At 63.6% G+C, this 26,015-nt stretch carries 22 protein-coding genes; 10 read left to right on the top strand and 12 right to left on the bottom strand.

Features of this window, described 5'->3' with window-relative positions:
* Positions 1–40: 40 nt before the first annotated feature.
* From parC to DWV00_RS23325, 4 genes are all read left to right on the top strand, one after another.
* A complete protein-coding gene (gene parC / locus DWV00_RS23340; protein WP_115535982.1) occupies positions 41–2,356 on the top strand; it encodes a DNA topoisomerase IV subunit A in 2,316 nt (771 codons plus the stop codon).
* Between the two features lie 91 nt (positions 2,357–2,447).
* Positions 2,448–2,906 (top strand): CopD family protein, encoded by a 459-nt coding sequence (locus DWV00_RS23335; RefSeq protein WP_115536075.1) that lies wholly within the window; start codon positions 2,448–2,450, stop codon positions 2,904–2,906.
* A 127-nt stretch (positions 2,907–3,033) separates the two neighbouring features.
* A complete protein-coding gene (locus DWV00_RS23330) occupies positions 3,034–3,615 on the top strand; it encodes a chromate transporter (protein WP_115535981.1) in 582 nt (193 codons plus the stop codon).
* The gene (locus tag DWV00_RS23325; RefSeq protein WP_115535980.1) at positions 3,612–4,130 is read left to right on the top strand and encodes a chromate transporter; all 519 of its coding nucleotides are present in this window, start codon (positions 3,612–3,614) and stop codon (positions 4,128–4,130) included. Before DWV00_RS23330 ends, DWV00_RS23325 begins: the two co-directional genes overlap by 4 nt.
* Here the strand turns inward: DWV00_RS23325 and DWV00_RS23320 are convergent.
* The 7 genes from DWV00_RS23320 to DWV00_RS23290 all read right to left on the bottom strand — a co-directional run bounded on the left by DWV00_RS23320 (position 4,121) and on the right by DWV00_RS23290 (position 12,650).
* A complete protein-coding gene (locus DWV00_RS23320; RefSeq protein WP_115535979.1) occupies positions 4,121–5,392 on the bottom strand; it encodes a chromate transporter in 1,272 nt (423 codons plus the stop codon). The genes DWV00_RS23325 and DWV00_RS23320 overlap by 10 nt on opposite strands.
* Before the next feature lie 52 nt (positions 5,393–5,444).
* Complete coding sequence (locus DWV00_RS23315) at positions 5,445–7,796, bottom strand: bifunctional diguanylate cyclase/phosphodiesterase (RefSeq protein ID WP_115535978.1); 2,352 nt, start codon at positions 7,794–7,796, stop codon at positions 5,445–5,447.
* Between the two features lie 388 nt (positions 7,797–8,184).
* Entirely contained in the window at positions 8,185–9,075 is an 891-nt protein-coding gene (locus tag DWV00_RS23310; RefSeq protein ID WP_115535977.1) for a PhzF family phenazine biosynthesis protein, read from the bottom strand.
* Positions 9,076–9,110: 35 nt separating this feature from the next.
* Positions 9,111–9,575 (bottom strand): RidA family protein, encoded by a 465-nt coding sequence (locus tag DWV00_RS23305; protein ID WP_115535976.1) that lies wholly within the window; start codon positions 9,573–9,575, stop codon positions 9,111–9,113.
* 123 nt (positions 9,576–9,698) lie between these two features.
* On the bottom strand, positions 9,699–10,895 hold the full coding sequence (locus tag DWV00_RS23300) for an aminotransferase-like domain-containing protein (RefSeq protein ID WP_115535975.1): 1,197 nt from the start codon (positions 10,893–10,895) through the stop codon (positions 9,699–9,701).
* Between the two features lie 89 nt (positions 10,896–10,984).
* Positions 10,985–11,914: a DMT family transporter gene (locus DWV00_RS23295; RefSeq protein ID WP_115535974.1), complete on the bottom strand. Its 930-nt coding sequence runs from the start codon at positions 11,912–11,914 to the stop codon at positions 10,985–10,987.
* A gap of 37 nt (positions 11,915–11,951) precedes the next feature.
* Positions 11,952–12,650, bottom strand: coding sequence for a VOC family protein (locus DWV00_RS23290; protein ID WP_115535973.1), 699 nt, complete (start codon positions 12,648–12,650; stop codon positions 11,952–11,954).
* 158 nt (positions 12,651–12,808) lie between these two features.
* Between DWV00_RS23290 and DWV00_RS23285 the strand changes: the two genes are divergently transcribed.
* The 4 genes from DWV00_RS23285 (at position 12,809) to DWV00_RS23270 (ending at position 17,524) form a co-directional block, all read left to right on the top strand.
* Complete coding sequence (locus DWV00_RS23285; protein ID WP_115536074.1) at positions 12,809–14,275, top strand: aminotransferase-like domain-containing protein; 1,467 nt, start codon at positions 12,809–12,811, stop codon at positions 14,273–14,275.
* 119 nt (positions 14,276–14,394) lie between these two features.
* Positions 14,395–16,287, top strand: a complete 1,893-nt coding sequence (gene htpG, locus DWV00_RS23280; RefSeq protein WP_115535972.1) for a molecular chaperone HtpG — start codon at positions 14,395–14,397, stop codon at positions 16,285–16,287.
* A complete protein-coding gene (locus DWV00_RS23275; RefSeq protein ID WP_115535971.1) occupies positions 16,287–17,030 on the top strand; it encodes a chorismate--pyruvate lyase family protein in 744 nt (247 codons plus the stop codon). Before htpG ends, DWV00_RS23275 begins: the two co-directional genes overlap by 1 nt.
* Entirely contained in the window at positions 17,027–17,524 is a 498-nt protein-coding gene (locus DWV00_RS23270; protein ID WP_115535970.1) for a DNA-deoxyinosine glycosylase, read from the top strand. The genes DWV00_RS23275 and DWV00_RS23270 overlap by 4 nt, the downstream gene beginning before the upstream one ends.
* A 44-nt stretch (positions 17,525–17,568) precedes the next feature.
* On the opposite strand, the gene DWV00_RS23265 is transcribed toward DWV00_RS23270, so the two are convergent.
* The 3 genes from DWV00_RS23265 to DWV00_RS23255 form a co-directional block, all read right to left on the bottom strand.
* Complete coding sequence (locus DWV00_RS23265; protein WP_245965000.1) at positions 17,569–17,868, bottom strand: hypothetical protein; 300 nt, start codon at positions 17,866–17,868, stop codon at positions 17,569–17,571.
* 108 nt (positions 17,869–17,976) lie between these two features.
* Positions 17,977–18,570: a nucleotidyltransferase domain-containing protein gene (locus DWV00_RS23260; RefSeq protein ID WP_115535969.1), complete on the bottom strand. Its 594-nt coding sequence runs from the start codon at positions 18,568–18,570 to the stop codon at positions 17,977–17,979.
* 90 nt (positions 18,571–18,660) lie between these two features.
* Positions 18,661–19,308: a TetR/AcrR family transcriptional regulator gene (locus tag DWV00_RS23255; RefSeq protein WP_245964999.1), complete on the bottom strand. Its 648-nt coding sequence runs from the start codon at positions 19,306–19,308 to the stop codon at positions 18,661–18,663.
* Between the two features lie 217 nt (positions 19,309–19,525).
* Here DWV00_RS23255 and DWV00_RS23250 point away from each other — a divergent pair, with 217 nt between their 5' ends.
* On the top strand, positions 19,526–21,562 hold the full coding sequence (locus tag DWV00_RS23250; RefSeq protein WP_115535968.1) for an NADH:flavin oxidoreductase: 2,037 nt from the start codon (positions 19,526–19,528) through the stop codon (positions 21,560–21,562).
* 262 nt (positions 21,563–21,824) lie between these two features.
* On the opposite strand, the gene DWV00_RS23245 is transcribed toward DWV00_RS23250, so the two are convergent.
* Positions 21,825–22,187 (bottom strand): 5-carboxymethyl-2-hydroxymuconate Delta-isomerase, encoded by a 363-nt coding sequence (locus tag DWV00_RS23245; RefSeq protein ID WP_115535967.1) that lies wholly within the window; start codon positions 22,185–22,187, stop codon positions 21,825–21,827.
* 32 nt (positions 22,188–22,219) lie between these two features.
* Complete coding sequence (locus DWV00_RS33765; protein ID WP_147297963.1) at positions 22,220–23,728, bottom strand: FlxA-like family protein; 1,509 nt, start codon at positions 23,726–23,728, stop codon at positions 22,220–22,222.
* A 38-nt stretch (positions 23,729–23,766) separates the two neighbouring features.
* Here DWV00_RS33765 and DWV00_RS23235 point away from each other — a divergent pair, with 38 nt between their 5' ends.
* Entirely contained in the window at positions 23,767–25,947 is a 2,181-nt protein-coding gene (locus DWV00_RS23235; protein ID WP_115535965.1) for a TonB-dependent siderophore receptor, read from the top strand.
* The last annotated feature ends 68 nt before the right edge of the window (positions 25,948–26,015 follow it).

The following is a 26,015-nucleotide window of genomic DNA, read 5'->3' as shown; positions in this document are numbered from 1 at the left end:
CGGTCTTCCCCCACTCTCCTGAACACGGACACTATTCTCGATGGATCAACAAGACGATCTGTTCGCACCGGCCGCCGCGCCCGACGGCGAGTCGCTGACGCTCGGCCACTACGCGGAGCGCGCCTATCTCGACTACGCCGTGAGCGTCGTCAAGGGCCGCGCGCTGCCCGACGTCTGCGACGGACAAAAACCCGTGCAGCGTCGCATTCTGTTCGCAATGAGCGAGATGAGCCTCGCGTCCGATGCGAAGCCCGTGAAGTCCGCCCGCGTCGTCGGCGACGTGCTCGGCAAGTACCATCCGCACGGCGACCAATCGGCCTATGACGCGCTCGTGCGGCTCGCGCAAGATTTTTCGATGCGCTATCCGCTCATCGACGGCCAAGGCAACTTCGGTTCGCGCGACGGCGACGGCGCGGCGGCGATGCGCTACACCGAAGCCCGCTTGACGCCGATCGCGAAGCTGCTGCTCGACGAGATCGACGAAGGCACGGTGGATTTCTCGCCGAACTACGACGGCTCGTTCCAAGAGCCTAAGCTGCTGCCCGCGCGGCTGCCGTTCCTGCTGCTGAACGGCGCATCGGGCATCGCGGTGGGCCTGGCCACGGAGATTCCCTCGCACAACCTGCGCGAAGTCGCCGCGGCGGCCGTGGCAATGATCCGCCATCCGAAGATCACGCACGCGGAATTGATGGAGATTCTGCCCGGTCCCGATTTTCCCGGGGGCGGTCAGCTCATTTCGAGCGCGGCCGAAATCGCCGCCGCATACGAGACGGGCCGCGGCAGCCTGAAGGTGCGCGCACGCTGGAAGATCGAGGATCTCGCGCGCGGCCAATGGCAACTCGTCGTGAACGAACTGCCGCCGAATACTTCGGGCCAAAAGGTACTCGAGGAGATCGAGGAGCTCACGAATCCGAAGATCAAGCTCGGCAAGAAGTCGCTGACGCCGGAACAGCTGCAGACCAAGCAGACGCTGCTGGCGCTGCTCGATGCCGTGCGCGACGAGTCGGGCAAGGATGCGCCCGTGCGGCTCGTGTTCGAGCCGAAGTCGAGCCGCATCGATCAGACCGAATTCGTCAACTCGCTGCTCGCGCATACGAGCCTCGAATCGAACGCGGCGCTGAACCTCGTCATGATCGGCGCGGACGGCCGGCCGCGGCAAAAGGGCATCGTCGAGATCCTCGGCGAGTGGATCGGGTTCCGCTTCGCGACAGTCACGCGCCGCACGCGCCACCGGCTCACTAAGGTCGACGATCGCATCCATATCCTCGAAGGACGGATGATCGTCTTCCTCAATATCGACGAGGTCATCCGCATCATCCGCGAGTCGGACGAGCCGAAGGCGGCGCTGATGAGCGCGTTCGGCTTGAGCGAGCGGCAGGCCGAGGACATCCTCGAGATTCGGCTGCGCCAACTCGCGCGGCTTGAGAAGATCAAGATCGAAAAGGAACTCGAAGCACTGCGCGACGAGAAGTCCAAGCTCGAGGAGCTGCTCGGCAACGAGTCCTCGATGAAGCGGCACATCGTCAAGGAAATCGAAACCGATGCCAAGCAGTACGGCGACGAGCGGCGCACGCTGATTCAGCAGGAGAAGCGCGCGACATTCGAGGCGCGCGTCGTGGACGAGCCGGTCACCGTCGTCGTGTCGCAGCGCGGTTGGGTGCGCGCGCTCAAGGGACATGGGCTCGACGCCGCGGGCTTCACGTTCAAGGACGGCGACGGCTTGTATGCGGCCTTCCAATGCCGCACGCCGGACACGCTCATCGCATGGGGCAGCAAGGGCCGCGTCTATTCCGTTGCCGTGGCGGCTCTGCCGGGCGGGCGCGGCGACGGCGCGCCGGTCACCTCATTGATCGATCTCGAGGCGGGCACGCATCTCATGCACTACTACGCGGCCAACGCCGAGCAGCAACTGCTGCTCGCGTCGAGCAACGGGTATGGGTTCACCGCGCGCGTCGGCGACATGGTGAGCCGCGTCAAGGCAGGCAAGTCGTTCATGACGATCGACGAGGGTGCGCAACCGCTGGCGCCGATGCCCGTGCTGCCGCAGGCGAACCGGGTGGCTTGCTTGTCGAGCACGGGGCGGCTCGCCGTGTTCGGCCTCGACGAAATGAAGTCGCTCGCGGGCGGCGGGCGCGGCATCATCCTGATGGGGCTCGACGACGGCGAAAAGCTTGTGCAGGCGTTGGCGATCGCACCGGCCGGCGTCGTGCTGATCGGCACCGGCCGTGGCGGCAAACCGCAAGAAGAACGGCTTGCCGGCGCGGCGCTCACGCCCCATGTCGGCAAGCGGGCGCGTCGCGGCCGCGCACCCGATACGCGTTTGAAGATCTCGGCACTGCGGCCCGCGCTCGATTGACGCGCGGGTGTGACCGGCGCATGCCCGTGCCGCTCGGCACGGGCGCGAGCGCCGGATATTGAAACGACTGCTCTTGGAGAGTGTTATGTCACTGTCGATCGCGATCGACGTTGCATTGTTCGCACACCTGGCCGCCGTTGCCGTATGGGTCGGCGGCATGGTGTTCGCTCATTTTTGCTTGCGTCCCGCGCTGGCCGACGTATCGCCGCAGCTTCGGCTGCCGCTGATCGAGGCCGTGTTCGGGCGGTTCTTCAATTGGATCGGCGGGTCGGTGATCGCGATCCTGATCTCGGGCGGCTTTCTGATGTCGCGCTTCGGCGGGGCCCATCCGCCGTGGCAGATCAATCTGATGGCTGCGCTCGGCGTCGTCATGATGCTGATCTTCGGTCATGTGCGATTCGCCGTGTTCCCGCGCATCCGCCGCGCCGTGCAGGCGCAGCGTTGGCCCGACGGAGCGCGCGCCGTCGATACGATGCGCCGGCTCGTACTGATCAATCTCGTGCTCGGCATCGCAACGATCATTGCCGCCGTGCTTTCGCGCGGGTTCTGATCGGGGTTCGACCGGCGGCGGCCGATCGGATGCAGGGTGGTTGCGCCCGCAACGATTACCATTCGTTTAAAAGGAACCGTTTCCAGGCGCATTGCGCGATACTTGAGGCTTTACGGGTAATCGGACGATGACCCCCTCGGATTCACCCACGGACGTGCACGGCGGGACGCAGCATTCGCCGCGCATCACACCCTCGGAGCTGTTCCGCGCATTCGGCGAAATGAGCCTCTACGGCTTCGGCGGGGTCATGCCGTGGGCGCGGCGCGTGCTCGTCGAGCGGCGCCGCTGGCTGGACGATCGCGAATTCGCCGAACTGCTCGCGATCGGGCAGATCCTCCCTGGTCCTAACATCTGCAATATCGCCGTCATCGTCGGCTACCGGCAATGCGGCTGGCGCGGCTCCCTCGCCGCGGCCACCGGCTTGATGGCTGCACCGTTCGTCATCGTGCTCGTGCTCGGCGCACTCTACCATCGCTTCGGCGCGCTGCCGGCCGTTCAAGGCGCGCTGCGCGGCATGATGGCCGTCGCCGCGGGGCTCGTGCTGATGACGGCGATCAAGCTCGCGCAGAGTCAGCCGCGTACGGTCCGTGGGCTCGTTTTCGGGCTCCTGTCGCTCACCGCCGTCGGCATCCTTCATCTTCCGCTTGGCTGGGCGATGCTCGTGCTGATTCCTTCCGCGCTGCTCGTCGAGTGGAGGGTTCATCGATGATTCTCTTCGAGCTCGCGTGGCGTTTCGCGCTCGTGTCGGCGATCGCATTCGGCGGTGCGACGGCTGTGATTCCGGAGATGCATCGCTTTCTCGTGGTCGAGAACCATTGGATCAACGACACGACGTTCACCGCGCTGTTCGCGATTTCTCAAGCCTCGCCGGGGCCGAACGTGCTGTTCGTCGCGTTGTTCGGCTGGCAGGTCGCGGGCTTGGCGGGGGCGATCGTCTCGACGCTGGCAATGTGCGGCCCTTCGTCGGTGTTCGCGCTGTTGTTCGAGCATTACACGGGCGCGCATCGCGATACCCGCTGGATGACCGTGTTTCGGCGCGCGCTCGCGCCCGTGACGATCGGCTTGCTGATGGCGACGGGCGCTATTCTCGCGCAGGGCGCCGATCATTCCGCGGCCGCAATTGCATTGACGATCGCCACTGTCGCCGTCGGGGTGAGCACGAGATTCAATCCGCTGTGGCTGATCGCGGCCGGCGCGCTGATCGGCGTGCTCGGCTACGCGTAGCCGAACAGGTGTGCGCTGCCGTACACCGCGGCGACGATGGCGTAGACGGCATAGACGGGCACTCTGAGCCGCGCGAGGCAGACGAGCGCGAAAGCGGCGGTCAGGAGGTGGGCCGGTTCATGGGGGATGTGCTCGCCGATATGCACGACGGCCGTCAATAAAAACGCCGTCGTCGATGCGCGCAGCACGCGCATGCCGTGCTCGAAGCGCGCGTTCGTCTCGAGGCGATGCAAGTGACGGCGCGCGAATACGATCAGTATGCCCGCAGGCACGAACAGCGAACACGTTGCCGCGACGGCGCCTACCCAGCCTTGGATCAGATAGCCGAGAAACGGAAGGACGTTCAGCAGCGGGCCGGGCGAGACGGGCGAGAGCGCGAAAGCGAGCGTGAACTCGCGTGCGTTGATGCCGACTTCGGGGGTTTCGAACAACGCCTTGAGCACGGGCAGCGCCGAAAAGCCGCCGCCGAACAGCGTCATGCCCGCGCCTGCGAGGCGCGGCCAGATCAGACGCGCGGCAAGCTCGGGCGGCAATGGAATCGCGAACAGCGCAATCAACGCAAGCACCGCGAGCACGAGTAGTTTGTCGGTCAGCCCGAGCGAGACTTCGAGCTTCCCGTCGCGCTCGGGACTCGTGATCCAGCCTGCCGCGAAGGAGCCGGTCAGCAGCAGCACGAACGACGCCGTGCTGTGCATCGTCAGCAGCACGACACAAGCGATCGCGGCTGCGGCCCACTCGAGCGGTGCGTGCACGAGCGCGCGCGTTTGCCGATACCACGTGACGCCGATCAGCACCGCGAGCACGACGGCGAAATGATCGATGAGGCCGGGCGCGGCGAGCGCGTGAATGAACGACGCATGATAGAACGTCGCCAAGGCCGTCATCGTGCAGAAGAACGGCAGCACCGACGCGGCGCCGGCAACGCAGGCGCCGATGCGGCCGCGCAGCGCGTAGCCCACTTGCGCGGCGACGCCGCAGCCTACGGCCCCCGGCGTCATCCAGGCCAGCGCAACGAAATCGGAATATTGAACTTGCGTGAAGCGCCGCTCGCGCACGACGTAATGGAGTTCGAGCTGCGCCATCAGCGCGAGCCCACCCCATGACAGCGCCGACAGCGCGAAGACGACGCGGAACAACGTCCATAGGGGTTCGGGCCCGGCATGGCGGTCCGGCGCGGGTCGCGCCTCCTCCTTGGAGGTCGGGGCACTACGACTACGCAAGTCTCGCGAAGCGCGTCTGTCGCGCGTGCTCGCTTCGCCCATCGGTCGGTCCTTCCGTTCGCTCTAGTGTCAAGCGCCAATGCGCCGACTTCACTCATGCCGATTGTTTGCTCGTGTTCTTCTGGCTCTTGCCGTGCGCACCGAACGGCTGTTGAGTATCGCATACCCCGAAGCGCTCGAGCAGCGCGGGGATGCCGTCTGCGGGCACGGGGCGCGAGAACAGGAAGCCTTGTGCCTGGATATTGCCGAGCGCCGACAGCCACGCGATCTGCTCTTCCGTTTCCGTGCCTTCGACGACAACGGTGAGGCCGAGCGAACGTGCCAGATTGACGATCGCCGACACCATCACGCACACGCTGCGGTCGGCCGGAATCGCCTGTACGAACGAGCGGTCGACTTTGAGCGTATCGACCGAGAAACGGTTCAAGTACGACAGCGAGGAGTATCCGGTCCCGAAATCGTCGAGGGCGATCCCGACGCCGAGCCGCTTCAGCGCGACGATTTTTTCCGAGACGAGCTCGGGGTACTCCATCATCGCCGTCTCGGTGATTTCGAGCTCGAGCCGATGGGCGGGGATGCCCGTCTCCTCGATGGCGCGCGAAATCGTTTCGTAAAGGTCGCCGCGCCAGAATTGCACAGCCGAAATATTGACCGCCAGCGAAAGCGATTCGTAGCCGTCGCGCTGCCACGCGGCCAGCTGGCGGCAGGCCGTTTCGATGACGAAGTCGCCGATCGGCACGATCAGGCCCGTCGATTCCGCCACAGGGATGAACTCGCTCGCGGAGATGACGCCTTGCTGCGGATGATTCCACCGCGCGAGCGCTTCGAAGCCCGTGATGCAGCGGCGCGCGAGGTCGATCTTCGGCTGATAGACGAGGAAGAGCTGGCCTTCGGCCAGCGCGACGCGCAACTGCTGCTCCCACTGCATGAGATGGTCGGCGCGGTGCGAGAGGTGCGGCGAATAGAACTGGTAGCAGTTCTTGCCGGCGTCCTTGGCGCTGTACATCGCGAGGTCGGCTTTCTTGAGCAGGTCGATCTCGCTTTCGCTTCCGACCGAGTACAGGGCGATGCCGATGCTCGCGTGCAGCACGAACGACGTGCCGCGCACGTCGAACGGATGCTCGAAGATTTCGCGGACGTTCTCGGCGAGCTGAACCGCCTGCCGTTCGACGTCGCCGCCTTTGAGCACGACGACGAACTCGTCGCCGCCGATGCGCGACAGCACGCCCGCCGCACCGACGGCGTCGGACAAGCGCGAGGCCGTCATCTGCAAGACGATGTCGCCCGCGTTGTGTCCGAGCGTGTCGTTCACCGTCTTGAAGTTGTCGAGGTCGATGAACAGGATGGCGAGCCGTCCGACGTTGCCAGGATCGCCGACATCCTGACGCAGGCTTTGCATCGTGGCGTAGCGATTGCGCAAGCCGGTGAGCAAATCGTACTCGACCAGATGCGTCATCTCGCGCTCGCGGCCGAGCAGCTTGCCGATGAGCCCCGTCGCGACGGCGAAGAAGCCGAGCATCGCGAGCGAGATGAAACCGGCCATCAGCAGGTAGACGTTGCGCGTATGGTTGTAGTCGGCGAACTCTTCGGCCTGCGAGAGCCCGACCAGCACGCCCATCTGATAGCCGTCGATGTGCCGGTACGAGACGATGCGTTTGACGTGGTCGATCGGGTCGATCATCGTGCCCGAGACATGCTCGGAGATCGGGTAGGTCCCGCTGGCCGAGAACGCGCCGGCGGGGTCGCGCGCCACGCCCGTGCGGCGCGCGAGCACGGCACCGTTGTCCGAGATGACCGCGATCACGCCGTCCTTGCCGATCGCCGCGTTGTTGTAGAAGTCGCTCGTGAAGTAGCTCGGATCTTCCGAGACCACCACCACCCCCGCGAACGATCCGTCGGGATGGTTCAAGCGGCGCGTCATCTGCAGCGTCCATTGATGCGAGACGCGTCCGAGCACAGGCTTGCTGATGTAGAGCTGGTCGTCGTTCTCGTGCTCGTGCACTTTGAAGTGCTCGCGATCGGACAGGTCGATCGGGGTCGGGTTGGGCTCCGCCGTGCTCGCGGTCAGGATGCCGTGCTCGTTGATGAGCGCAACTTGCACGAGCGTGTCGCTTTGCACGACGCCTTTTTCGACCGTACTCGCCAAATCGAAGTGGTCCGGACTCTTTTCGTACTCGTACTTGACGAAACGTGTGATCTGGTCGACTTGGTGGATGGCCTTGACCGTGTGCTGCTCGAGCGCGGCCGACAGGATCGCGGCCGAGGCCGTCGCCTCGCGGTAGGTCGAGTCGCGCTCGACCGACAGCCGCGCCGAGATCACCGTCCACAGCAGCGCAAGCACGAGCACGCCCAGCACCGGGATCGCGATCAGCGCGCGACGGCGGGAGCCCGCGGCGTTCGACCGCGTGCGGGTGTCTCTCGTGGAGTGAAGCCTGGCGAAATTCATCGGGGCAGTGAGTGATTGGGGCGGCTTCGAATAAAGCAGACGTTCCTCATCGAGGATATTACTGAATGGATAAAAATTAAGATAGCGTCCGTTTATCGGGTAAACGTTCTCCGCACCGGGCACGATTTCGGCAATGGTATTCCCGTTTCGCACAGAACGCCGTCGTGGCGAGCCTTGCATGGGCGGCGTCGGGCGGGGCGCGGACCGGATGCGGCGCTGGGATATCGCATGCGCGGGCGCGGGTCCGCCCAAGCCGGGTAGGCGCAATGGGTATTCCGCTGAGTGGAAAGAAGATGAAAACGCCTTGGACTCTACAACGAACCGTAGTGGCGCTCGCGTGGAAGGCGAGCCGGAGCGGCCCAAGCGCAAGAGGGGGAGCAGCGGCTGCCTAGGGGCTAGGGCGCTGGAACGTACCGTCGACGATCGTGATCGAGGTGCCGCCGATCCAGATCTTGCCGCTGTCGTCGTATTCGACCGTCACGCGGCCTTCGCGCCCGATGGCCGTGCCTTGGCGCACGGTGTAGCGCGAGGCCGGGCGGCGCTCGCGCGACGCGAACAGGCTGGCGAGGCCCGCGTTGGCGCTGCCGGTGGCCGGATCTTCGTAGAGGGGGCCGTCGCCTTCGACGACGATGCAGCGCACTTCGAGCGTCGCCGGGCCGTTCGGTGCGTGCGATGCATAGAAGGCGAGGCCGGACATACCCGTTTTTCGCACTATCTGCGACACCGCGGCGGCATCGAGCACCATCGAAACGCAAGCCTGCGGCGACTTGACGCCGATTGCCAGCCACGGCACGCCGTTGTCGATGCAACAAGGCGGGATATCGTCGAAATCGATCTCATCGCTGCGCAGCGCGGCTTTCAGTGCCTGCAACTGATCGGCATCGAGCGGCTCGATGCGCGCGGGCGGCGCGACGAATGCCATCGAGCCGCTGCCGTGAACGGCGACTTCGACGAGCCCGACCCCGCATTGCTGGACGAGGCGGCCCGGCTGCCGGGGCCGGTAACCACCGTCGAGCAGCGCGTGCGCGGTGCCGAGCGTCGGATGACCGGCGAACGGCAACTCGTACGCGGGCGTAAAGAGGCGCACCAGGTAGTCGGCCTCGGGGGCACTCGGCCGGCAAACGAACGTCGTCTCCGAGAGGTTCGTCCAACGGGCGATCGCTTGCATCTGGTCGTCGGTCATGCCGTCGGCATCGAACACGACGGCCAGTGCATTGCCCTTGAACGGCACCTCCGAGAACACGTCGACCTGCTTGAAGCGGACCGGGCGGGCGTTCATCGACACGTTCCTGTGCTTGGGTGGAAGTTGAAAAGTTAAGCGACTTCGGCGATCAGCTCGATCTCGACGCACGCGCCAAGCGGAATTTGTGCGACACCGAATGCGGAGCGCGCATGCTTGCCGGCATCGCCGAAGACTTCCCCGAACAGCTCCGATGCGCCGTTCGTCACGAGATGCTGCTCGGTGAACTCGAGCGTCGAATTCACGAGGCTCATCACCTTGACGATGCGCTTGACGCGGTTCAGGTCGCCCGTATGCGCGTGCAGCGTGGCGAGCAGGTCGATGGCAATCGAGCGGGCGGCGGCCTTGCCTTCCTCGGTGGTCATGTTCGCGCCGAGCTTGCCGGCCCACGGCTTGCCGTCCTTCTTCGCGATATGGCCCGACAGGAAGACGGTGTTGCCCGTCTGCGCGGCCATGACGTAGGCCGCGGCCGGCGCGCCGGTGGCGGGCAGCTCGATGCCCATTGCCTTGAGCTGGTCGTAAACGTTGTGATTTGCCATGACGGTTCCTTGAACGTGGGAAAGGGATGCGGTTGAAAGAATCGGTGGCCCATGCCGCGAGCCGCAGCCCCGCCGCGTGCCATGGCCCGTGAGTGGGCCGGGCACGCGGCGGGCGGCAAGCGGTTACAGGCGCTCGCGGATCAGCTTGGCCAAGCGCGCAACGCCTTCGTCGATGCGCGCGGGCGGCACGGTGACGAACGACAGGCGCAGCGCGCTCTGGTCGGCATCGTTCGCGTAGAACGGGGCGCCCGGAACGAACGCGACGTTTTCGGCAATGGCCGCTTCGAGCAGCTTCATCGTGTCGATGTGCTTGGGCAGGCTTGCCCAGACGAACATGCCGCCTTCGGGGCGGTTCCACGTCACGCCTTCGGGCATGTGGCGCTCGAGCGCCGACAGCATGGCCTCGCACTGATCGCGATACAGGGCCCGGATCGTCGGGATGTGCTCGTCGAGGAAGCCGTCCTTGACCACTTCGTGCACGATACGCTGCGTGAAGCTGGGCGTATGCAGATCGGTGGCTTGCTTCGCCTGCACGAATTTGAAGTGCAGCTCCTCGGGGGCGATGATGTAGCCTAGGCGCAGACCCGGCGCGAGCACCTTCGAGAACGAGCCGCAGTGCACGATGTGATCGGGCGCCATCGACAGCAGCGTCGGCAGCGGATCGCCGGCGTAGTCGAGCGCACCGTACGGATCGTCTTCGATCACGGGGAACGGGCTCGTGCGCGCGAACTCGGCCAGCGCGCGGCGGCGCTCGAGCGGCAGGCGGCGTCCGGTCGGGTTCTGGAAGTTCGGCTGCGCGTACAGCAGCCGCGCGTCTTCGGTCAGCGCAGGCGTGAGCCCCTCGGGGATCAGGCCGTGCTCGTCGGTCGGCACCTGCACGTAGCGCGGCTCGTACATCGAGAACGATTGCAGCGCGCCGAGGTAGGTCGGCGTTTCCACGAGCACGGGGCTCGCCGGGTCGATCAGGACCTTGCCGAGCAAGTCGAGCGCTTGCTGCGAGCCCGTGACGATGAGCACCTGGCTCGGGCGGATCGTGACGCCGTTCTTCGAAAAGCGCGCGGCCACCCATTCGCGCAGCGGCATGTAGCCTTCGGTCGCGCTGTATTGGAAGGCTGCGGACGGAGCGTCGCGCGTCACGCGATCGCAGGCTTCGCGCAGGCGCTCGATCGGGAACGTCACCGGCGAGGGCAGGCCGCCCGCGAACGAGATGACTTCGGGCCGTTCGGTGACTTTCAGGATCTCGCGGATGGCTGAGCTCGTGAGTTTGCGTGCGCGCTCGGAAATGCGCCAGTTCGTATGCGGCAGATCGCTGTGATCCATGAAACGTCTCCTTAGTCCTCGATGGTGGTTGAGTTGGGTTCCGTCGTCGATACCGAAACACGGGTAATGTTTCGAGACGAGAAGCGCGATTATCGCGCGAGTCGTCCCGTTGCGGGTGCCTGTGTTGGTGTCGTACCCATCCGGACGGCCGCCTTGCGGCCGAGCATCACGGTGGCGATGACGGCCGCGGCGAACAGCCATGTCGATGGCGCGACCGTTTCGCCGAAAAACAACGAGGCGAATGCGATCGTGAAGAATATCTGTAATAGCTGAACTTGTCCCACTCGTGCGATTCCACCTTTCGCCAGCCCCGCGTACCAGGCGAAAAATCCTATGAATTGCGAGAACAGCGTGACGTAGCCGAACGCGAGCCAGGTACGCGGCGCAAACGGCGCCGGATGCGCCAGATGCTGGTGCCAGCCGAGCCAGGCGACGGGCACGACGAGCACCGGAGCGGCGAGGACGAGCGCCCAGCAGATCGTCTGCCAGCCCCCGAGCTCCCTCGCGACGCGTGCACCCTCGGCATAGCCGAGCGCGCCGACGGCGACCGCCGCGAGCATGAACAGATCGCCCGCTTGGAGCGCGCCGCCTCCGGCGTGCAAGGCATAGCCGATGACGAGGGCGCTGCCGACGGCCGCGCTTGCCCAAAACGCGGGCGACGGACGTTCGTGCGCGAGCCAGGCCGCGTAGATGGCGACGAACAGAGGCTGCAGGCCGTTCACGAGCGCGCCGTGGGAGGCGGGCACCGTCTTCATGGCCCAGGCCGAAAAGACCGGAAACGCGATGATGACGCCGAGCGCCGTCACGGCCAGCTGCTTGACCTGGGCGCGGGTGGGCCGGCGCTCGCGGCGCCAGGCGAGCAGGGCCGCGGCGGGGACCGAAGCCGCGAGCGCCCGGCCCAAGCCGTTGAGCACCGGGTTGAACTCCTGCACGACGACGTGCGTCATCGGCAGCGTCAGGCTGAAGATGATCACGCCGACGAGCCCGAGCAGCATGCCCTGCGTTTCATGCGACTTCATCATTGAAAAACTCTCCTGGGGGCGGGGGGCCTACGGCTTACGCGAGCGTGCGCACGCCGGCCGGTGTTTCGATTTCGGCCGTGAGCGCCGCGATGCCGTCGCCGGCGCTCTCCCATTCGATCAGGTGGGCCGCGCCGAGCCATTCGAGCTGGGCGCGCACCTCGTCCGCGCGCGGGTGACGCGCTTTGAGCGATTTGAGCGCGAGGCCGGTTTGCGGCAGCCGCGCACTGGGGTGCGCGACGGTGTCCCACTGGATCAACGTCGGCACGATGCCGTCGCCGGCGCCTTGCCAGCTCGGGAAGGCGCCGTCCGGGGGCACCGTCAGCCGCCAGGTCAGGTCGCCGCGCGCCATCGGCATGACGCTCGCGATGCGCGCCGGATACTGGGCTTGCCAGCGGCCGAGATCCTTGGGCCGCGGCACGCGCGCAACCCAGTGCGCCAGGTAGGGGCCGCGCTCGAGCCGCGCGCGCATCGCCGCGTCGTCGAGCGCGAACCAGCGGGGGCGGGCGTCCGTGTCGCCCGCGCGCTCGCATTCGGCGGACGGGTCGATCGCGATGACCTCGAGATAAGCGCCGCCCCAGAGGCCGAGCAGCCGATTATGCGTGCCCATGGCGGCGTGGACGCCGCCGGCCGTCGGTTCGACGCCGAGGGTATCGGCGATGAAGCCGGCGCCTTCTTCGAGGCTGCGGGCGGCCACGACGAGGTGGTCGAGTTCGAGCGCGGAGGCGTTTTTCATTGGTATGAAGGACGTTGCACGGATAGCGTCGCCGGGGCGTTAGTTCCAAACACCCGAGCGGCTCCGATCGATTGGAACGAGCAATCACTTTAATCGGCATGGCCGGCACAGTAACGGTACAATCGACGCGATACTTCTCGGTACAGTTCGTCGCCGTCATGTCCACCGCCCTCGATCAAATTCCCGCGCCGCACGGCGCTTCGTCGCTCACGCTCGTCGAGCAGCTCGTGCAGTGGGCACGGCGCCGCATCGAGGAGCGCGTGTTTCGGTCCGGCATGCGCATGCCGTCGATCCGTAAGCTGGCACAGGACAAGGGCGTGTCGCGCTTCACCGTCGTCGAGGCTTACGAGCGGCTCGTCGCGCAGGGTTATCTCGAATCGCGCCGCGGCTCAGGGTTTTATGTCCGCGAGCGGGGCGGGGCGCAGCCGAGCACGGCGCCGGCTGCCGCGGCCCAGCGCCCGATCGATGTCGTCTGGCTCGTGCGCAATACCCTGAACACGGGCGCGCCGGAAAAAGGGCCCGGTCTCGGCTATCTGCCGAACGCCTGGCTCGACGGCGAACTGATGGTGTCCGCCCTGCGCACGCTGGCGCGGCAAAGCGGTGGGCAGTGGCTCGGCGCCGGAACGGCTCAAGGTTTTTTGCCGCTGCGGCAGCAATTGCAGACGCGGCTCGAGGAATTGGAGATCGGCGCCTCGCCCGAGCAGATCGTGCTCACTTCCGGGATCACGCAGGCGATCGATCTCATCGCGCGCCTGTATGTGCAGGCCGGCGATGCCGTGATAGTGGGCGATCCCGCCTGGTTCCAGATGTTCGGCCGGTTCGCCGCGCAGGGCGCGCGGCTCGTCGGCATGCCTTACACGCCTGCCGGGCCCGACCTCGATGCGCTCGAAGAGCTGGTCAAGACGTGGCGGCCGAAAATGCTCGTGATCAACTCGGTTCTGCAGAACCCGACGGGCACCTCGCTCTCGCCCGCGCAGGCCTTTCGCATTCTGCGCTTGGCCGAGGAGTACGATTTCGTCGTGGTGGAAGACGACATTTATTGCGATCTGTGTCCGCCGAGCCACCCGGTCACGCGGCTCGCGACGCTCGATCAGCTCGGGCGCGTGATCTACCTGGGCAGTTTCTCGAAGACGCTCACCGGGAATCTGCGCGTCGGGTTCGTGGCGTGCGCACCCGAGGTGGCACAGGCGATCGCCGATCAGAAGGTGCTGATCGGCATGGCCACGCCCGAACTCAACGAGCGCCTGCTCTACAAGATTTTGACCGAGGGCCATTACCGGCGGTACGTCGAGCGGTTGCGCGCGCGGCTTGACGGCGTGCGCGACCAGGCCGCGCGCATGCTCGAACAAGCGGGATTTTCGCTGTTTTCGATGCCGGCTTCCGGCATGTTCCTCTGGGCCGATGCCGGCGTCGACGCCGATGCGTTCGCCGCGGCGGGGCAGGAGGCCGGATTCTTGCTCGCGCCGGGCAGTTTGTTTTCTCCGCATCAATCGCCCACCACTTGGATGCGCTTCAACGTCGCGAACTGCGGCGATCCCGCGCTACCCGGCTTTCTGGCCGATTACATCGAAGCGCAGCACCGCTTCGCGCGGCCCTTGAAAGGCCCGGCGGGCGTCCCCATTTGAGGGACCGCCGAGCGCTGCGCCGTCCGCCCAGGCCGAGGCAGGCGCGCGCATCGCCGATGTCGCTTATCCGTCATCTTCATCTCTACGAACCGTAACCGTACGCAAAGGAACTCGAGACCATGGCACAAGAAACCATGAGCTTTCAGGCAGAGGTCAAGCAGCTTCTGCAACTGATGATCCATTCGCTCTACAGCAACAAGGAAATTTTCCTGCGCGAGCTGATCTCGAACGCGTCCGATGCCGCGGACAAGCTGCGCTTCGAAGCGATCGCGAATAGCGGGCTCTACGAGAACGATCCGAACCTGCGCATCCGCGTCGCGTTCGACAAGGACGCGCGCACGATCACGATCGACGACAACGGCATCGGCATGAGCCGCGAGGAAGCCGTTTCGCACCTCGGCACGATCGCGCGCTCGGGTACGAAGGAGTTCTTCTCACAGCTGTCGGGCGATCAGCAAAAGGATGCGGCGCTGATCGGCCAGTTCGGCGTGGGCTTCTACTCGGGCTTCATCGTCGCCGACAAAATCACCGTCGAAACGCGTCGCGCCGGATTGCCGGCCTCGGAAGGCGTGCGCTGGATCAGCGCGGGCGAGGGCGATTTCTCGGTCGAGACGATCGAGCGTGCTCAGCGTGGCACGACGATCACGCTGCATCTGCGCGCCGAGGAAGACGAGCTGCTGTCGTCGCACCGGCTCCAGTCGATCATCCGCAAATACTCGGACCACGTGGCGCTGCCGATCCTCATGAAGCAAGAGGAATGGGATGCGGAGAAGGGCGAGATGATCGTCAAGGACGAGGACGAAACCGTCAATCAGGCCAGCGCGCTCTGGACTCGTCCGAAGAGTGAAATCGAAGACGAGCAGTACAAGCAGTTCTATCACCACCTGGCGCACGACGAGCAGGATCCGCTCGCGTGGACCCACAACCGCGTCGAAGGCCGCAGCGAGTACACGCAGCTGCTGTATGTGCCCGCGCGCGCGCCGTTCGATCTGTGGAATCGCGACCATCGCAGCGGCCTCAAGCTCTACGTGAAGCGCGTCTTCATCATGGACGACGCCGAGCAGCTGCTGCCGCCGTATCTGCGCTTCGTGAAGGGCGTCGTCGATTCGGCCGACTTGCCGCTGAACGTCTCGCGCGAAATCTTGCAGGAAAGCCGCGACGTCAAGGCGATCCGCGAGGGCGTGACCAAGCGTGTGCTGTCGATGCTCGAAGAGATGGCGAACGCCGAAACGGAAGAAGGCAAGGCCAAGTATGCGACGTTCTGGAAGGAATTCGGCCAGGCGCTTAAGGAAGGCCTCGGCGAGGATTTCACCAATCGCGATCGCATCGGCAAGCTCGTGCGATTTGCCTCGACGCATACCGATTCGGCCGAGCAGACGGTAGCGCTTGCCGATTACGTTGCGCGCATGAAGCCCGAGCAGACGAAGATCTACTACGTCACGGCCGACGCGTGGCTAGCCGCGAAGAACAGCCCGCATCTCGAGGTGTTCCGCAAGAAGGGCATTGAAGTGCTCTTGTTGACGGATCGCGTCGACGAATGGGCGCTGGCGTATTTCACCGAATTCGACGGCAAGCCGCTCGCGAGCGTGGCGCGCGGCGATCTCGACATCAATGCATTCGACGATGAGGAGAAGAAGGCGCACGAAGCAGTCGGCGAGACGTTGAAGCCGCTCGTCGAGAAGATGAAGGACGTGCTCAAGGACAAGGCGAAGGATGTTCGCCTGACGTTCCGGCTTACCGATTCGCCGTCGTGTCTCGTGGCCGACGACGGCGAAATGACCGGCTATCTGCAGCGCATGCTGAAGGCGGCCGGGCAGAACACGCCCGAGTTTCATCCCATCCTCGAAATCAATCCCGAGCATGCGCTCGTGAAGGCGCTTTCGACGGAGCACGGCGACTTCGCCGACTGGTGCTATTTGCTGTTCGACCAGGCGGTGCTGGCCGAGGGTGGCACGCTCGAGGATCCGGCGAGCTTCGTGAAGCGCACCAACGCGCTCCTGCTCGCGCGGTGATGCGCGCCGCGCGTCTTCGTTACGACGCCGCGAGCCGCGCTTGGCGCGCGGTTCAAAGGCCCGTGTCGACGTTCGATCAGCAGGACTGGCTGACGCGCGGCGGTTCGCTGACGGCGCATTTACGTGCGCTGGGCGATGTGCGGGTACGCGTGACGCGCGAGGCTGTCGATTGCGCGTGGCCCGACGAGTGCGCCGCGTTGCGCGTGGCGCCGCGCATGCGCGTGTGGGTGCGGGAGGTCGTCCTCGAGGTGGACGGCGTGCCGTTCGTCGCCGCGCATAGCATCGCGCCGCTCGCGGCGAGCCGAAGCGTCTGGCAGGCGATGCGGCGGCTCAAGACGCGGCCGCTCGCCGAGTTGCTGTATGCCGACAGCACCGTCGCGCGCTCGGTGCTCGTCAGTACCCGTCTTGGGCCGCGGCATCCGCTCGCGGTGCTCGCGCGGCGCCAGATTGCAGGGCATGCACCGCATGCGCTGCTTGCGCGCCGGTCGGTGTTCGTGCGGCACGGTGCGCCGCTCATGGTGACCGAGTGCATGCTGCCCGCGTTGTGGGCGCATCTTGCCGCGGTGCGCGGGGCCGAGGAGCGGGGCGGCGCTCCCTCCGTTCAATATCTTCATCTTCCTCACGACCGGGGCGGCCGTCCCGCGCGGCCTTCGCATGCCGGGCATGGGCCCGGGCGTGCGACGGAGCGCGCGCCGCTCGAGCCGCGTTCGGCACGGTCGCCCTCGTCGTCGTCATCGTCGTGACGTTCAAGCGTTCGTTTGCGCCCGTCGTGAACGAGGGCGTTCGTGTTCTCGTGCTCGGCAGTTTGCCCGGCGAGGCGTCGCTCGCACAAAGCCGGTATTACGCGCATCCGCAAAATCGGTTCTGGCATTTGATCGGGGACGTGGTTGGCGTAGCGCTGCCGAGCATGGAGTACGAGGCGCGGCTGCAGGCGCTGCTCGATCATCGCGTGGGGCTGTGGGATGTGATCGCGGAGGCGAAAAGGGAAGGCAGCCTCGATAGCCGCATTCGCGATCATGCGACGAATGATCTCGCCGCGCTCGTGGCCGCGTTGCCGAATCTTGCGGCGGTTGCGTTCAACGGCGGAACGGCGGCGAAGATCGGGATGCAGGCGTTGGCGGAAAGCCGGCTATCGCTGGACCTCGTTAAGCTACCGTCGAGTAGTCCTGCCTATGCGGCCGTGACTTATGCCGAGAAATTAAGGGCGTGGGAAGCGTTGCGGAAATGGCTACCGTGAGATCGGCATTTCAATTGTGCACAACTTGATAGCTCGACTTGCGGTCAACGCGGCAGCAGATGTTCGAGTCCGGATACCGTGTCGATGAGTTCGGCCGTGAGCCGAACCAACTCCGCAGTCAGACTCGCCGGAAGATCGATATTGCCTTCGTATTCGGCCGCATTGCGCCTGCGGTGACAGTTGTCGAGCACGTGCCATTTTTCGGTTGGCCAGCCGATGGTGTGTTCGAGACACTGAAAGACGAGGTACCGATCGTCGCATCGGTATCCGTGAGCGCGCAAAGCGGCGCGCGACGCCGCGTGAGCCGCATCGTAAGCGAGGATGAACTGGCTCTCCGTCGCCATTGTGCCGCTAGTCGTGACCGTCCCTAGCAAGGTTCGGGCGAGGCCGAGCAAATGCTCAAACTCGCTGCTGTTCGGCGGGAAGGCTTCAGTTTTCCAATGCGTACTAGGTTATCCAATATCGTCGATGTCATCCTCTGTACCTATGACCATCAGCTTCGGCTGCCGCAGCACTTCCGCAACGAAGGGATGGCTTTTGCGCTTTCGCTCCAGGAATTCATCGAGAGTGTACTGGGTAATCTGTACTGCGCGGCCTAGCTGCGTTTCAGCCGGCCCGAGCGCGGCCATGATTTGCCCATAGCTGAGGGTTTCACTGATCAACATGACGTCGATATCGCTGCTGGCGCGGTCACTGCCTTGAGCCACCGATCCGTACACAAAGGCGAGCCTGATGTCGGAAGCCAGCTGCGATAGCGCTTCTCGGAGAATTTCAACGACCCCGAAGGTCTTGAGAATAATGAGACGCAGCTCATCGAAAACGGGGCTGCCTTCGTAGGCGCGCACCTGTTTGAGGTTTGCGATGCGTCGCGTTTCGATGAGACCGCCCTTTTCGAGACGATTTAATTCGCGTTGGACGGTGGCGCTGCCGAGGTTGGTCAGTCGAATCAACTCTTGGACGTGAAACCATTGTTCGGGCCGCCCGAACAGGCATGCCAAGATGGGTTGCTGCGCGCTGGAGAAGAGGGCGTCGCCGAGCTTTGTCATGTGCTAGATTCTAGCATGATCCAGCTAAAATCTAGCACGATAGCGGGCGGCGTCTTACGAACAGTGTCTCTCAGACATGGCCCATGGTGCTCAATCGACCCGTGAGTACTGAAATTCCGGTACGCCACGGCGAGCAAAAAAACGCTGCAGTTCGCGATTCTTCGCTCGGCGCCCTGTGAAGATTTCAACGTACTCCGCAATGCGCATCATGCGCTCCGGCATCTCTTCCCGAGTTTTCATCGACACATAGCCGAGCTGCACGAGATACATGGCGCGAGCCCGCACGTCGGCCGTGAGCGGCTCGTAGCCGAATCGTTCGAAGAGCCTGGTCAATGCCCCAATACGCTTCGCGTCGGCGTCCGCGATTTCGTCCGCAATTGCCGGAGATTGCTGCGCCCAGCTCCGGATCGCCGCTTCATGGCGAGAGTCGAAAATCGAATCGTCGAACCAGCAGTCGAACACATTCAACACCGCCTCGCAGACGCTCTCTGCGTAGGCTTCGGTTTGCCGGATCCAGTTATCCGTGTTCTTTGACTTCCATCGGTTCAACAGCGCGTCCAGCAAGGCTTCCCGGTCCTTGAAAAACCAATAGAAGCTCGTCCGCGACAGATTGAGCTTTTTCGCAAGGGGGAGAATGCGTACCGACTCGACGCCTCCTTCGAGCAGACACTCATAGGCGCACTCGAGCCATCGTTCCGGCGAGCCGCGCGCCTCATCGGCGTTCGTGTGTTCTATCAAGTCGAGCCTTTATTTCGTCAGATTGGCCGGGCAGCCGGCGCGTCATTCTGGCGCCAGCGTTGCGCCATCGCATCGGATGATGCCAATTTTCGCTCGGTCGTGCGCGCGCTAGTCAATGAACATCGATGAACATTAACTTGACAGTACTGTACATGACTCGTAATCTTGATCGGACAAACAGGCGATCCAACATCGCAACAAGTCCGGAGACGATTCCATGTCCAGCGATGCCCTTCTGCAGCCGTACACGCTCAAACATCTGACGTTCCGCAATCGAATCATGACTACGGCACACGAGCCGGCGTATGCGGACGATGGCATGCCGAAGGAGCGCTACCGCGCGTATCACGTCGAGCGGGCCAAAGCCGGCATCGCGCTGACGATGACTGCCGGATCGGCTTCGATCTCGAAGGACAGCCCGCCGGTTTTCAACAACATCCTGATCTACAAAGACGAAGTCGTACCATGGATGCGGGATCTGGCGGACGCATGTCACGAGCATGGCGCCAAGGTGATGATCCAGTTGACTCATCTCGGACGTCGCACACGGTGGGACAAAGCCGAATGGTTGCCGGCCGTGTCGCCTTCTCACCACCGCGAACCCGCACATCGGGCATTCCCGAAAAAAGTGGAGGACTGGGATATCGAGCGCATCGTCAAAGACTATGCGGATGCCGCGGAACGCGTGAAGGCGGCCGGACTCGACGGGTTGGAGCTCGAAGCGTACGGACACCTGATGGATCAATTTTGGTCGCCGCTGACCAACACGCTGGACGCCCCTTACGGAGGGGCGCTCGACAACCGTCTGCGCTTCACGTTCGACGTACTGCGGGCGATCCGGCAACGGGTAGGCGATGCCTTCGTGGTAGGAATCCGTTATACGGCGGATGAAATCATCGCGGGCGGCATCACGCGGGATGAAGGCATCGAAATATCAAGGCGACTGAAGGACAGCGGGCTCGTGGACTTCCTCAATGTGATCCGCGGGCATCTCGAGACGGACGCGGGCTTGACCGACATCATCCCGATCATGGGCATGAAGAGCGCGCCTCACCTCGAATTTGCCGGCGAGATTCGGCGGGCGACGGATTTCCCGACCTTTCATGCCGCCCGGATTCAGGACGTGGCGACGGCGCGCTATGCGATCGAGTCAGGCAAAGTCGACATGGTCGGCATGACCCGCGCGCACATGACCGATCCGCATATCGTGCGCAAGATCGTCGAGAGAGGGGAGCATGACATCCGGCCATGCGTGGGCGCCAACTACTGCATCGACCGGATCTATCAAGGTGGTGCCGCGTTCTGCATTCATAACGCAGCGACCGGCCGCGAATTGACGATGCCCCATTCGATTGCGCCCGCACCCGCGAAACGCAAGATCGTAATCGTCGGTGCGGGGCCCGCAGGGCTCGAAGCCGCACGCGTGGCCGGGGAGCGAGGACACGAGGTCGTCGTGTTGGAGGCGGCCGGGGCGCCGGGCGGCCAGATTCGCTTGACGGCGCGGCTCCCGCGCCGCAAGGAGATGATGGGCATCATCGACTGGCGCATGTCGCAATGCGAGAGGCTGGGGGTGCGTTTCCTATTCGAAACGTGGGCGGATGCGGAGGTCGTCGCACGCGAGCGTCCGGATGTCGTTGTGATCGCGACCGGCGGCGTGCCGCACGTCGACATCCTGCGCGAAGGCAACGAACACTTGGTGTCGACGTGGGAGATCATTTCCGGCGAGGTCAAGTCCGGGGCGAACGTCCTGATTTACGACGATGCGGGCGACCATGCCGCGTTGCAAGCGGCGGAAACGATAGCCGGTGCAGGCGGGCGTGTCGAGATCATGACGCGTGATCGCACGTTTTCGCCGGAAGTGATGAGCATGAATCTGGTGCCGTACATGCGATCGCTGCAGAAGCTGAATGCAAGATTCACGGTTGCCTATACGCTCGAAGCCGTCCGCCGCGAAGGCGACGGGTTGGTTGCGATCATCGGCAGTGATTATGTCGAGGCCCGCGAAGAGCGGCGTTACGATCAAATCATCGTCAATCACGGGACGGTGCCGTCGGACGAACTCTATTTCGAATTGAAGCCACGGTCTCGGAACCTCGGTGCGCTCGACTATGACGCGCTTATCGCGGGGAAGCCTCAGACTGTCGACCGAAACCCGAATGGCCTGTTTTCGCTCTATCGGATCGGTGATGCCGTGTCCGCGCGAAACACGCACGCGGCCATCTATGACGCGCTTCGTTTGATGAAGGACGTTTGAGGCTTTCCTTCCGACGCCAGCCGTCAGTCAACGGGCGGTTGGCCAGATCCGAGATCCAGCCGATTTCGCGGTGTCAGCCGTCATCATCTTCGCCAACCGTTTCAACTTCAGCGCTCGGAGCGAATGGATATAGCCCGCAACGGCTGCTGATGGCCGGCCTCGGTCGCCGTTCAACGGTACCCATAAGCGCCATTTGCTCTGTTTGGTAGCGAGCAGCCCTTCTCCGCAGTGCGAAGGCTGGGATGCCTTTGCTACGGGGCGGCTATGGCGCAATGCTCGCCTTGACGTACGTCTCCCGATCGATCTCCTGTATCTCGACGCAAAGCTGCACATGCACGCCATCAGTCGGCTCTTGAGCATGTTCGAGCACCCGAAGCAGGCTCTCAGAGAGTGCGCGTTTCGCTTCTGTCGATCGTCCGCTCAACAGGGCTAGCTTGACGTGTACAAAACCCCGACCTTCAACTTCGGTTCCGACGAGAAACGTGCCGAGTCGCACGGCGCGGCTCTTGATGTCGATTTCGTCGAAGTAGCCGGACGCAACGAGCGTCTTATTCAAGTCGAGCAACATGCCATCGATATCAAACTGCGGAAGGTTGTCCGAATATTCAAGCGTAAGGTGTGGCATGTTTCATTTTATGCTCTTATTCCAACGTGTGGTTAGGTTCTCTTGTTTATCTGGTATTTGCCACCTGAATGTAACAGCAGTGCCTTGCCTTTCATTTCCACCATCATATTCCTGATTCCAAGGGGAGTCCAGGATCCCAGGTGGTTTGCGTCGATGTATTTTTTGACAGTCTGGGGGGTGCCACCACCTAATCCGATCAACGCCTCGACGATGCCTTGGTAGAGGGCGGTATTTTTCATCTTTCGCTTTGTTCTCTTTTTTTCGTATTTTTCTACTTTCTGCTTCTTGGCGGCACGGTATCCCCCGATTTTCTTGTGATCGGTCGTCAATGCGTCGATGGCATGCGTCTCGGGCGCCGAAGCTTCCCATCCCGCCGAGCTCTTTTGATAATAAATCGCCTGGCAATTTATTGTGTGAGCGATCGCGTGATTTTTCCAGTTGGCAAATTCTGTCTGTTCGGTCGATGTCAGTGCCGCGTGCGCCGGCGAGTTGACGAAGCCGGGATGACCATAGGTTACGGCGACGGAATAGTGAACTGCGCGGTTTTTCTTCTTTAAATAGTTTTTTATCGGCTCTTCCACTTCATCGCTATGCTTGTCATTTGCGCTCGCCGAGCCCAACAAAATATTCGACTCGTCGTTTGGACCATATAAGTGCGAGTTAATGGCATGCATTTTGGTTAGCGCTTGACTGCCTTTGCCCGGGGTGGGATCGGGCAGCAATTTCTTCCCGTGCCATTTTTTCATGCCGTTCGGTTCTATGTTTGATGTCACGGAGCCGCCGCCCTTATTGTCCCGTGCCTTGGTGGCCGCAGTTGTAGGATAGCCCAACGGGTTGGAGGTGTGAGTAAAGGTTCCGCCGGCCGGCCAACCGCCGGGATTTACGGTTGCCGTCAGTGTTTTTGCTGCGCTTTCGGGCTTGAACGGCACCAATTGCACCGTGCCGGATGCGGATCGAATCTCCGATTCGAGACCGTTGCCGTTCGGCCGTTCCGCATTTTGCGCAACGCGCTGTGCAGGACGCCCGGTTTGAACCAACTGGCGCAACATTCGAAGTTGCCGGGTTTTGGGACTGTTGTCCGACAGTTCTTGCAGTTGTCTCTGGGCCGTTGCTTGCGGCCGGTTGTCTATGAAGGTGCTCGCCGATTTATTCGAGGCGGGTTCGTTGCTCGCCGTTGTCGAACTTTGCCGCTGCGTTTGTGTGCTAATCGGTGTGACTCTGCCCATCGTCGCCCCCACTGGCCCTTCAATATTCAGGATGTGTTGCCATGCTATTGTGGCTGCTTTGGCGTATTCGCCGATTCGACGGCGACGACAGGTTGCAGAGGCCGCCAGGACGTCAAATCTGTCGATCATTTTAATCAGTTTCGGTATTCGATCGAGGATGTGATCAGTGTAGCGCTGCCTCGATCGCAACGTCTTCCGCCTCAAGTCGGCCGCCGCAGTGTCGATATAGGGGCGGTGTCCGTCCGTGCCTCGGGTCTCACGCCAACGCTTGCCTGCGGCGGCGCGCCTGCATAAGGCCGCGCTCGCTGTACGCATGAAAGCATTCAATAAAAACGAAGCCCGTATCGAAACTCATGAAATTACAAAATCCCCCCAGCTGTGCGATCGCCGCCGGCGCGATATTTTGCGCAACGGCCGCCGGCCATGCATACGCGCAGGCGGCGCAACCGGCGGACGTGGCGCAAGCAACGACGGGTGCCGTGTTGCCGGAGATCGTGGTGAACGGCCCGGCGAACGCGCCATCGGTAGGCCTAGTCGGCAAACGCACCGCGACGGGCACGAAGACCGATACGCCGATCACCGAGATCCCTCAAACGATCAACGTCGTCACCGGACAGCAGATCGAGATGACCGGCTCGACAGACCTTAACCAGGCACTGCGCTATCTGCCGGGCTTCGCATCGTATGGATCCGACAATCGCTCCGACCTGTACGCAGCGCTGCGAGGCTTCAAGCCCACGCTGTTCGTCGACGGTTTGCAAGCGCCGAATACGACGACCATCGCGGATTGGCGCGTCGACCCGTACATGATCGATAGCATTACTGTTTTGAGGGGGCCGACGTCGGTGCTGTATGGTGCGGGCGATCCGGGCGCGATCGTCGATGCGCAGACGAAGCTGGCCGACGGCGAGCGCGTGCGCGAGGCCGGCGTGCAGATCGGCAACTACGCGCGCAAGGAGACGATGCTCGACATCGGCGACAAACTCGACCCTGACGGCGTGTACGCGTATCGCTTCGTCGGCGTTGCCCGCGACGGCAACGCACTGACCGGCCCGAATGGGGACCGCCGTGTCGCGCTTGCCCCTTCGCTGCGCTGGCGGCCCGATGCCGACACCTCGTTGACGCTCACTGCGACCTACCTGCAGGACCGAAACGACTTTGCGCACAACTTCCTGCCCGCGCAGGGTACCGTACTGCCGAACCCTAACGGGCAACTCACGCATGACGTCTACACCGGCGATCCGACATTCAACGACTACCGGAAGAAGCAGTGGTCGCTCGGCTACCAGTTCTCGCACAACCTCGATTCGACGTGGACGTTGCGCCAGAGCGTTCGGTGGATGCACCTGTCGCTTGACGATGCATCGGTGTTCGGCGAGGGCCTCGCCCCGGGCAGCACGACCGATATAACGCGTTACGCGGGGCTGTTCCAGATGAACTACAGCCGCTTCGACATCGACAACAATGCACAGGCACGTTTCGGTACGGGGCCGCTCGAGCATACGGTTCTGCTCGGCTTCCAGTACAACCGGCAGACGACGACCGACAGCGAGTGGCTCGCGCTGGCGCCGGGGCTGAATCTTTACGATCCGGTCTACACGCCGGTCACGACCGCGATCTTCTCGGGCCCGACGTCGCTGGGCCACTCCGATCTGTATACGGCGATGAATACGGTCGGTACCTACGCGCAAGACCAGATCGAATGGAACCGCTGGACCTTGACGTTCGGCGGCCGCGAAGATTGGGTCGACATGCGCCAGGACGACCGCGAGGCCGGCACGCAGACGAAACAGGACGTCAGCGCGTTCTCTGGCCGCGTCGGGCTCACCTATCGCGGCGACTACGGTCTGTCGCCGTACGTCAGCTATGCGACGTCGTTCAATCCGGTGATCGGCGTGAAGATGTTCGGTGGCGGACTGCCCCAGCCGACGCGCGGCAAGCAGATCGAGGCAGGCCTGCGCTGGCAGCCGCTCGGCAAGAACTTGATGTTGAGCGCGGCCGCCTACCAAATCAACCAGACGAACGTCGTGACGCCGGCGCCGGCGAATCTCGATCCGACGGGCACGTCCTCCGTGCAGACGGGCGAGGTGCGTTCGCGCGGCATCGAGCTGAGCGCGGTCGGAAACGTGACGCGCGAGCTGTCGATCATCGCGTCATACATCTATCAAGACGTGAAGAACGTGCAGGCGAACGACGTGTCGCTGAACCACTGGCCCGTCGACATCGCACGGCCGCGCCAGATGGCGTCGCTGTGGGCCGACTGGACCTGGCATACCGGCGCCCTCGCGGGATTCGGTATCGGTGGCGGGATCCGCTACCAGAGCGCGTTGGCGGGCGCGCCGGACAACTCGTTGACGATCCCGAGCTACACGCTGTACGACGCGGCGCTGCACTATGCCACGCGTGATTGGCGTTTCTCACTGACTGCGGAAAATCTTTTCGACCGGCGTTACGTCAGCGGCTGCCAGTCGTACGCCGTCTGCGCATTCGGCAACGAGCGAACCGTGCTGGCCAGCGCCAAATACGATTGGTGACGTGATCGGCATGGCGTTCGCCGAACGGCCGGCGCGTTAGTCCCTTGCCGGGCGGGTAGAATTGCGTG

Source organism: Trinickia dinghuensis, from assembly GCF_003367175.1.
Classification (GTDB): Bacteria; Pseudomonadota; Gammaproteobacteria; order Burkholderiales; family Burkholderiaceae; genus Trinickia; species Trinickia dinghuensis.
Note: the sequence above shows the minus strand (reverse complement) of the source record. Positions and strands in the feature narration are given on the sequence as shown.

Bases quoted from the DNA above. Each gene is read 5' to 3' on its own strand.
- parC (WP_115535982.1), top strand. From the start codon at position 41: ATGGATCAACAAGACGATCTGTTCGCACCGGCCGCCGCGCCCGACGGC.
- DWV00_RS23325 (WP_115535980.1), top strand. From the start codon at position 3,612: ATGATTCTCTTCGAGCTCGCGTGGCGTTTCGCGCTCGTGTCGGCGATC.
- DWV00_RS23310 (WP_115535977.1), bottom strand. From the start codon at position 9,075: ATGAACGCCCGCCCGGTCCGCTTCAAGCAGGTCGACGTGTTCTCGGAG.
- DWV00_RS23260 (WP_115535969.1), bottom strand. From the start codon at position 18,570: ATGACAAAGCTCGGCGACGCCCTCTTCTCCAGCGCGCAGCAACCCATC.
- DWV00_RS23320 (WP_115535979.1), bottom strand. From the start codon at position 5,392: ATGGGCGAAGCGAGCACGCGCGACAGACGCGCTTCGCGAGACTTGCGT.
- DWV00_RS23290 (WP_115535973.1), bottom strand. From the start codon at position 12,650: ATGAAAAACGCCTCCGCGCTCGAACTCGACCACCTCGTCGTGGCCGCC.
- DWV00_RS23235 (WP_115535965.1), top strand. From the start codon at position 23,767: ATGAAATTACAAAATCCCCCCAGCTGTGCGATCGCCGCCGGCGCGATA.
- DWV00_RS23330 (WP_115535981.1), top strand. From the start codon at position 3,034: ATGACCCCCTCGGATTCACCCACGGACGTGCACGGCGGGACGCAGCAT.
- DWV00_RS23305 (WP_115535976.1), bottom strand. From the start codon at position 9,575: ATGGCAAATCACAACGTTTACGACCAGCTCAAGGCAATGGGCATCGAG.
- DWV00_RS23250 (WP_115535968.1), top strand. From the start codon at position 19,526: ATGTCCAGCGATGCCCTTCTGCAGCCGTACACGCTCAAACATCTGACG.
- DWV00_RS23275 (WP_115535971.1), top strand. From the start codon at position 16,287: ATGCGCGCCGCGCGTCTTCGTTACGACGCCGCGAGCCGCGCTTGGCGC.
- DWV00_RS23315 (WP_115535978.1), bottom strand. From the start codon at position 7,796: ATGAATTTCGCCAGGCTTCACTCCACGAGAGACACCCGCACGCGGTCG.
- DWV00_RS23285 (WP_115536074.1), top strand. From the start codon at position 12,809: ATGTCCACCGCCCTCGATCAAATTCCCGCGCCGCACGGCGCTTCGTCG.
- htpG (WP_115535972.1), top strand. From the start codon at position 14,395: ATGGCACAAGAAACCATGAGCTTTCAGGCAGAGGTCAAGCAGCTTCTG.
- DWV00_RS23295 (WP_115535974.1), bottom strand. From the start codon at position 11,914: ATGAAGTCGCATGAAACGCAGGGCATGCTGCTCGGGCTCGTCGGCGTG.
- DWV00_RS23245 (WP_115535967.1), bottom strand. From the start codon at position 22,187: ATGCCACACCTTACGCTTGAATATTCGGACAACCTTCCGCAGTTTGAT.
- DWV00_RS23300 (WP_115535975.1), bottom strand. From the start codon at position 10,895: ATGGATCACAGCGATCTGCCGCATACGAACTGGCGCATTTCCGAGCGC.
- DWV00_RS23265 (WP_245965000.1), bottom strand. From the start codon at position 17,868: ATGGCGACGGAGAGCCAGTTCATCCTCGCTTACGATGCGGCTCACGCG.
- DWV00_RS33765 (WP_147297963.1), bottom strand. From the start codon at position 23,728: ATGCGTACAGCGAGCGCGGCCTTATGCAGGCGCGCCGCCGCAGGCAAG.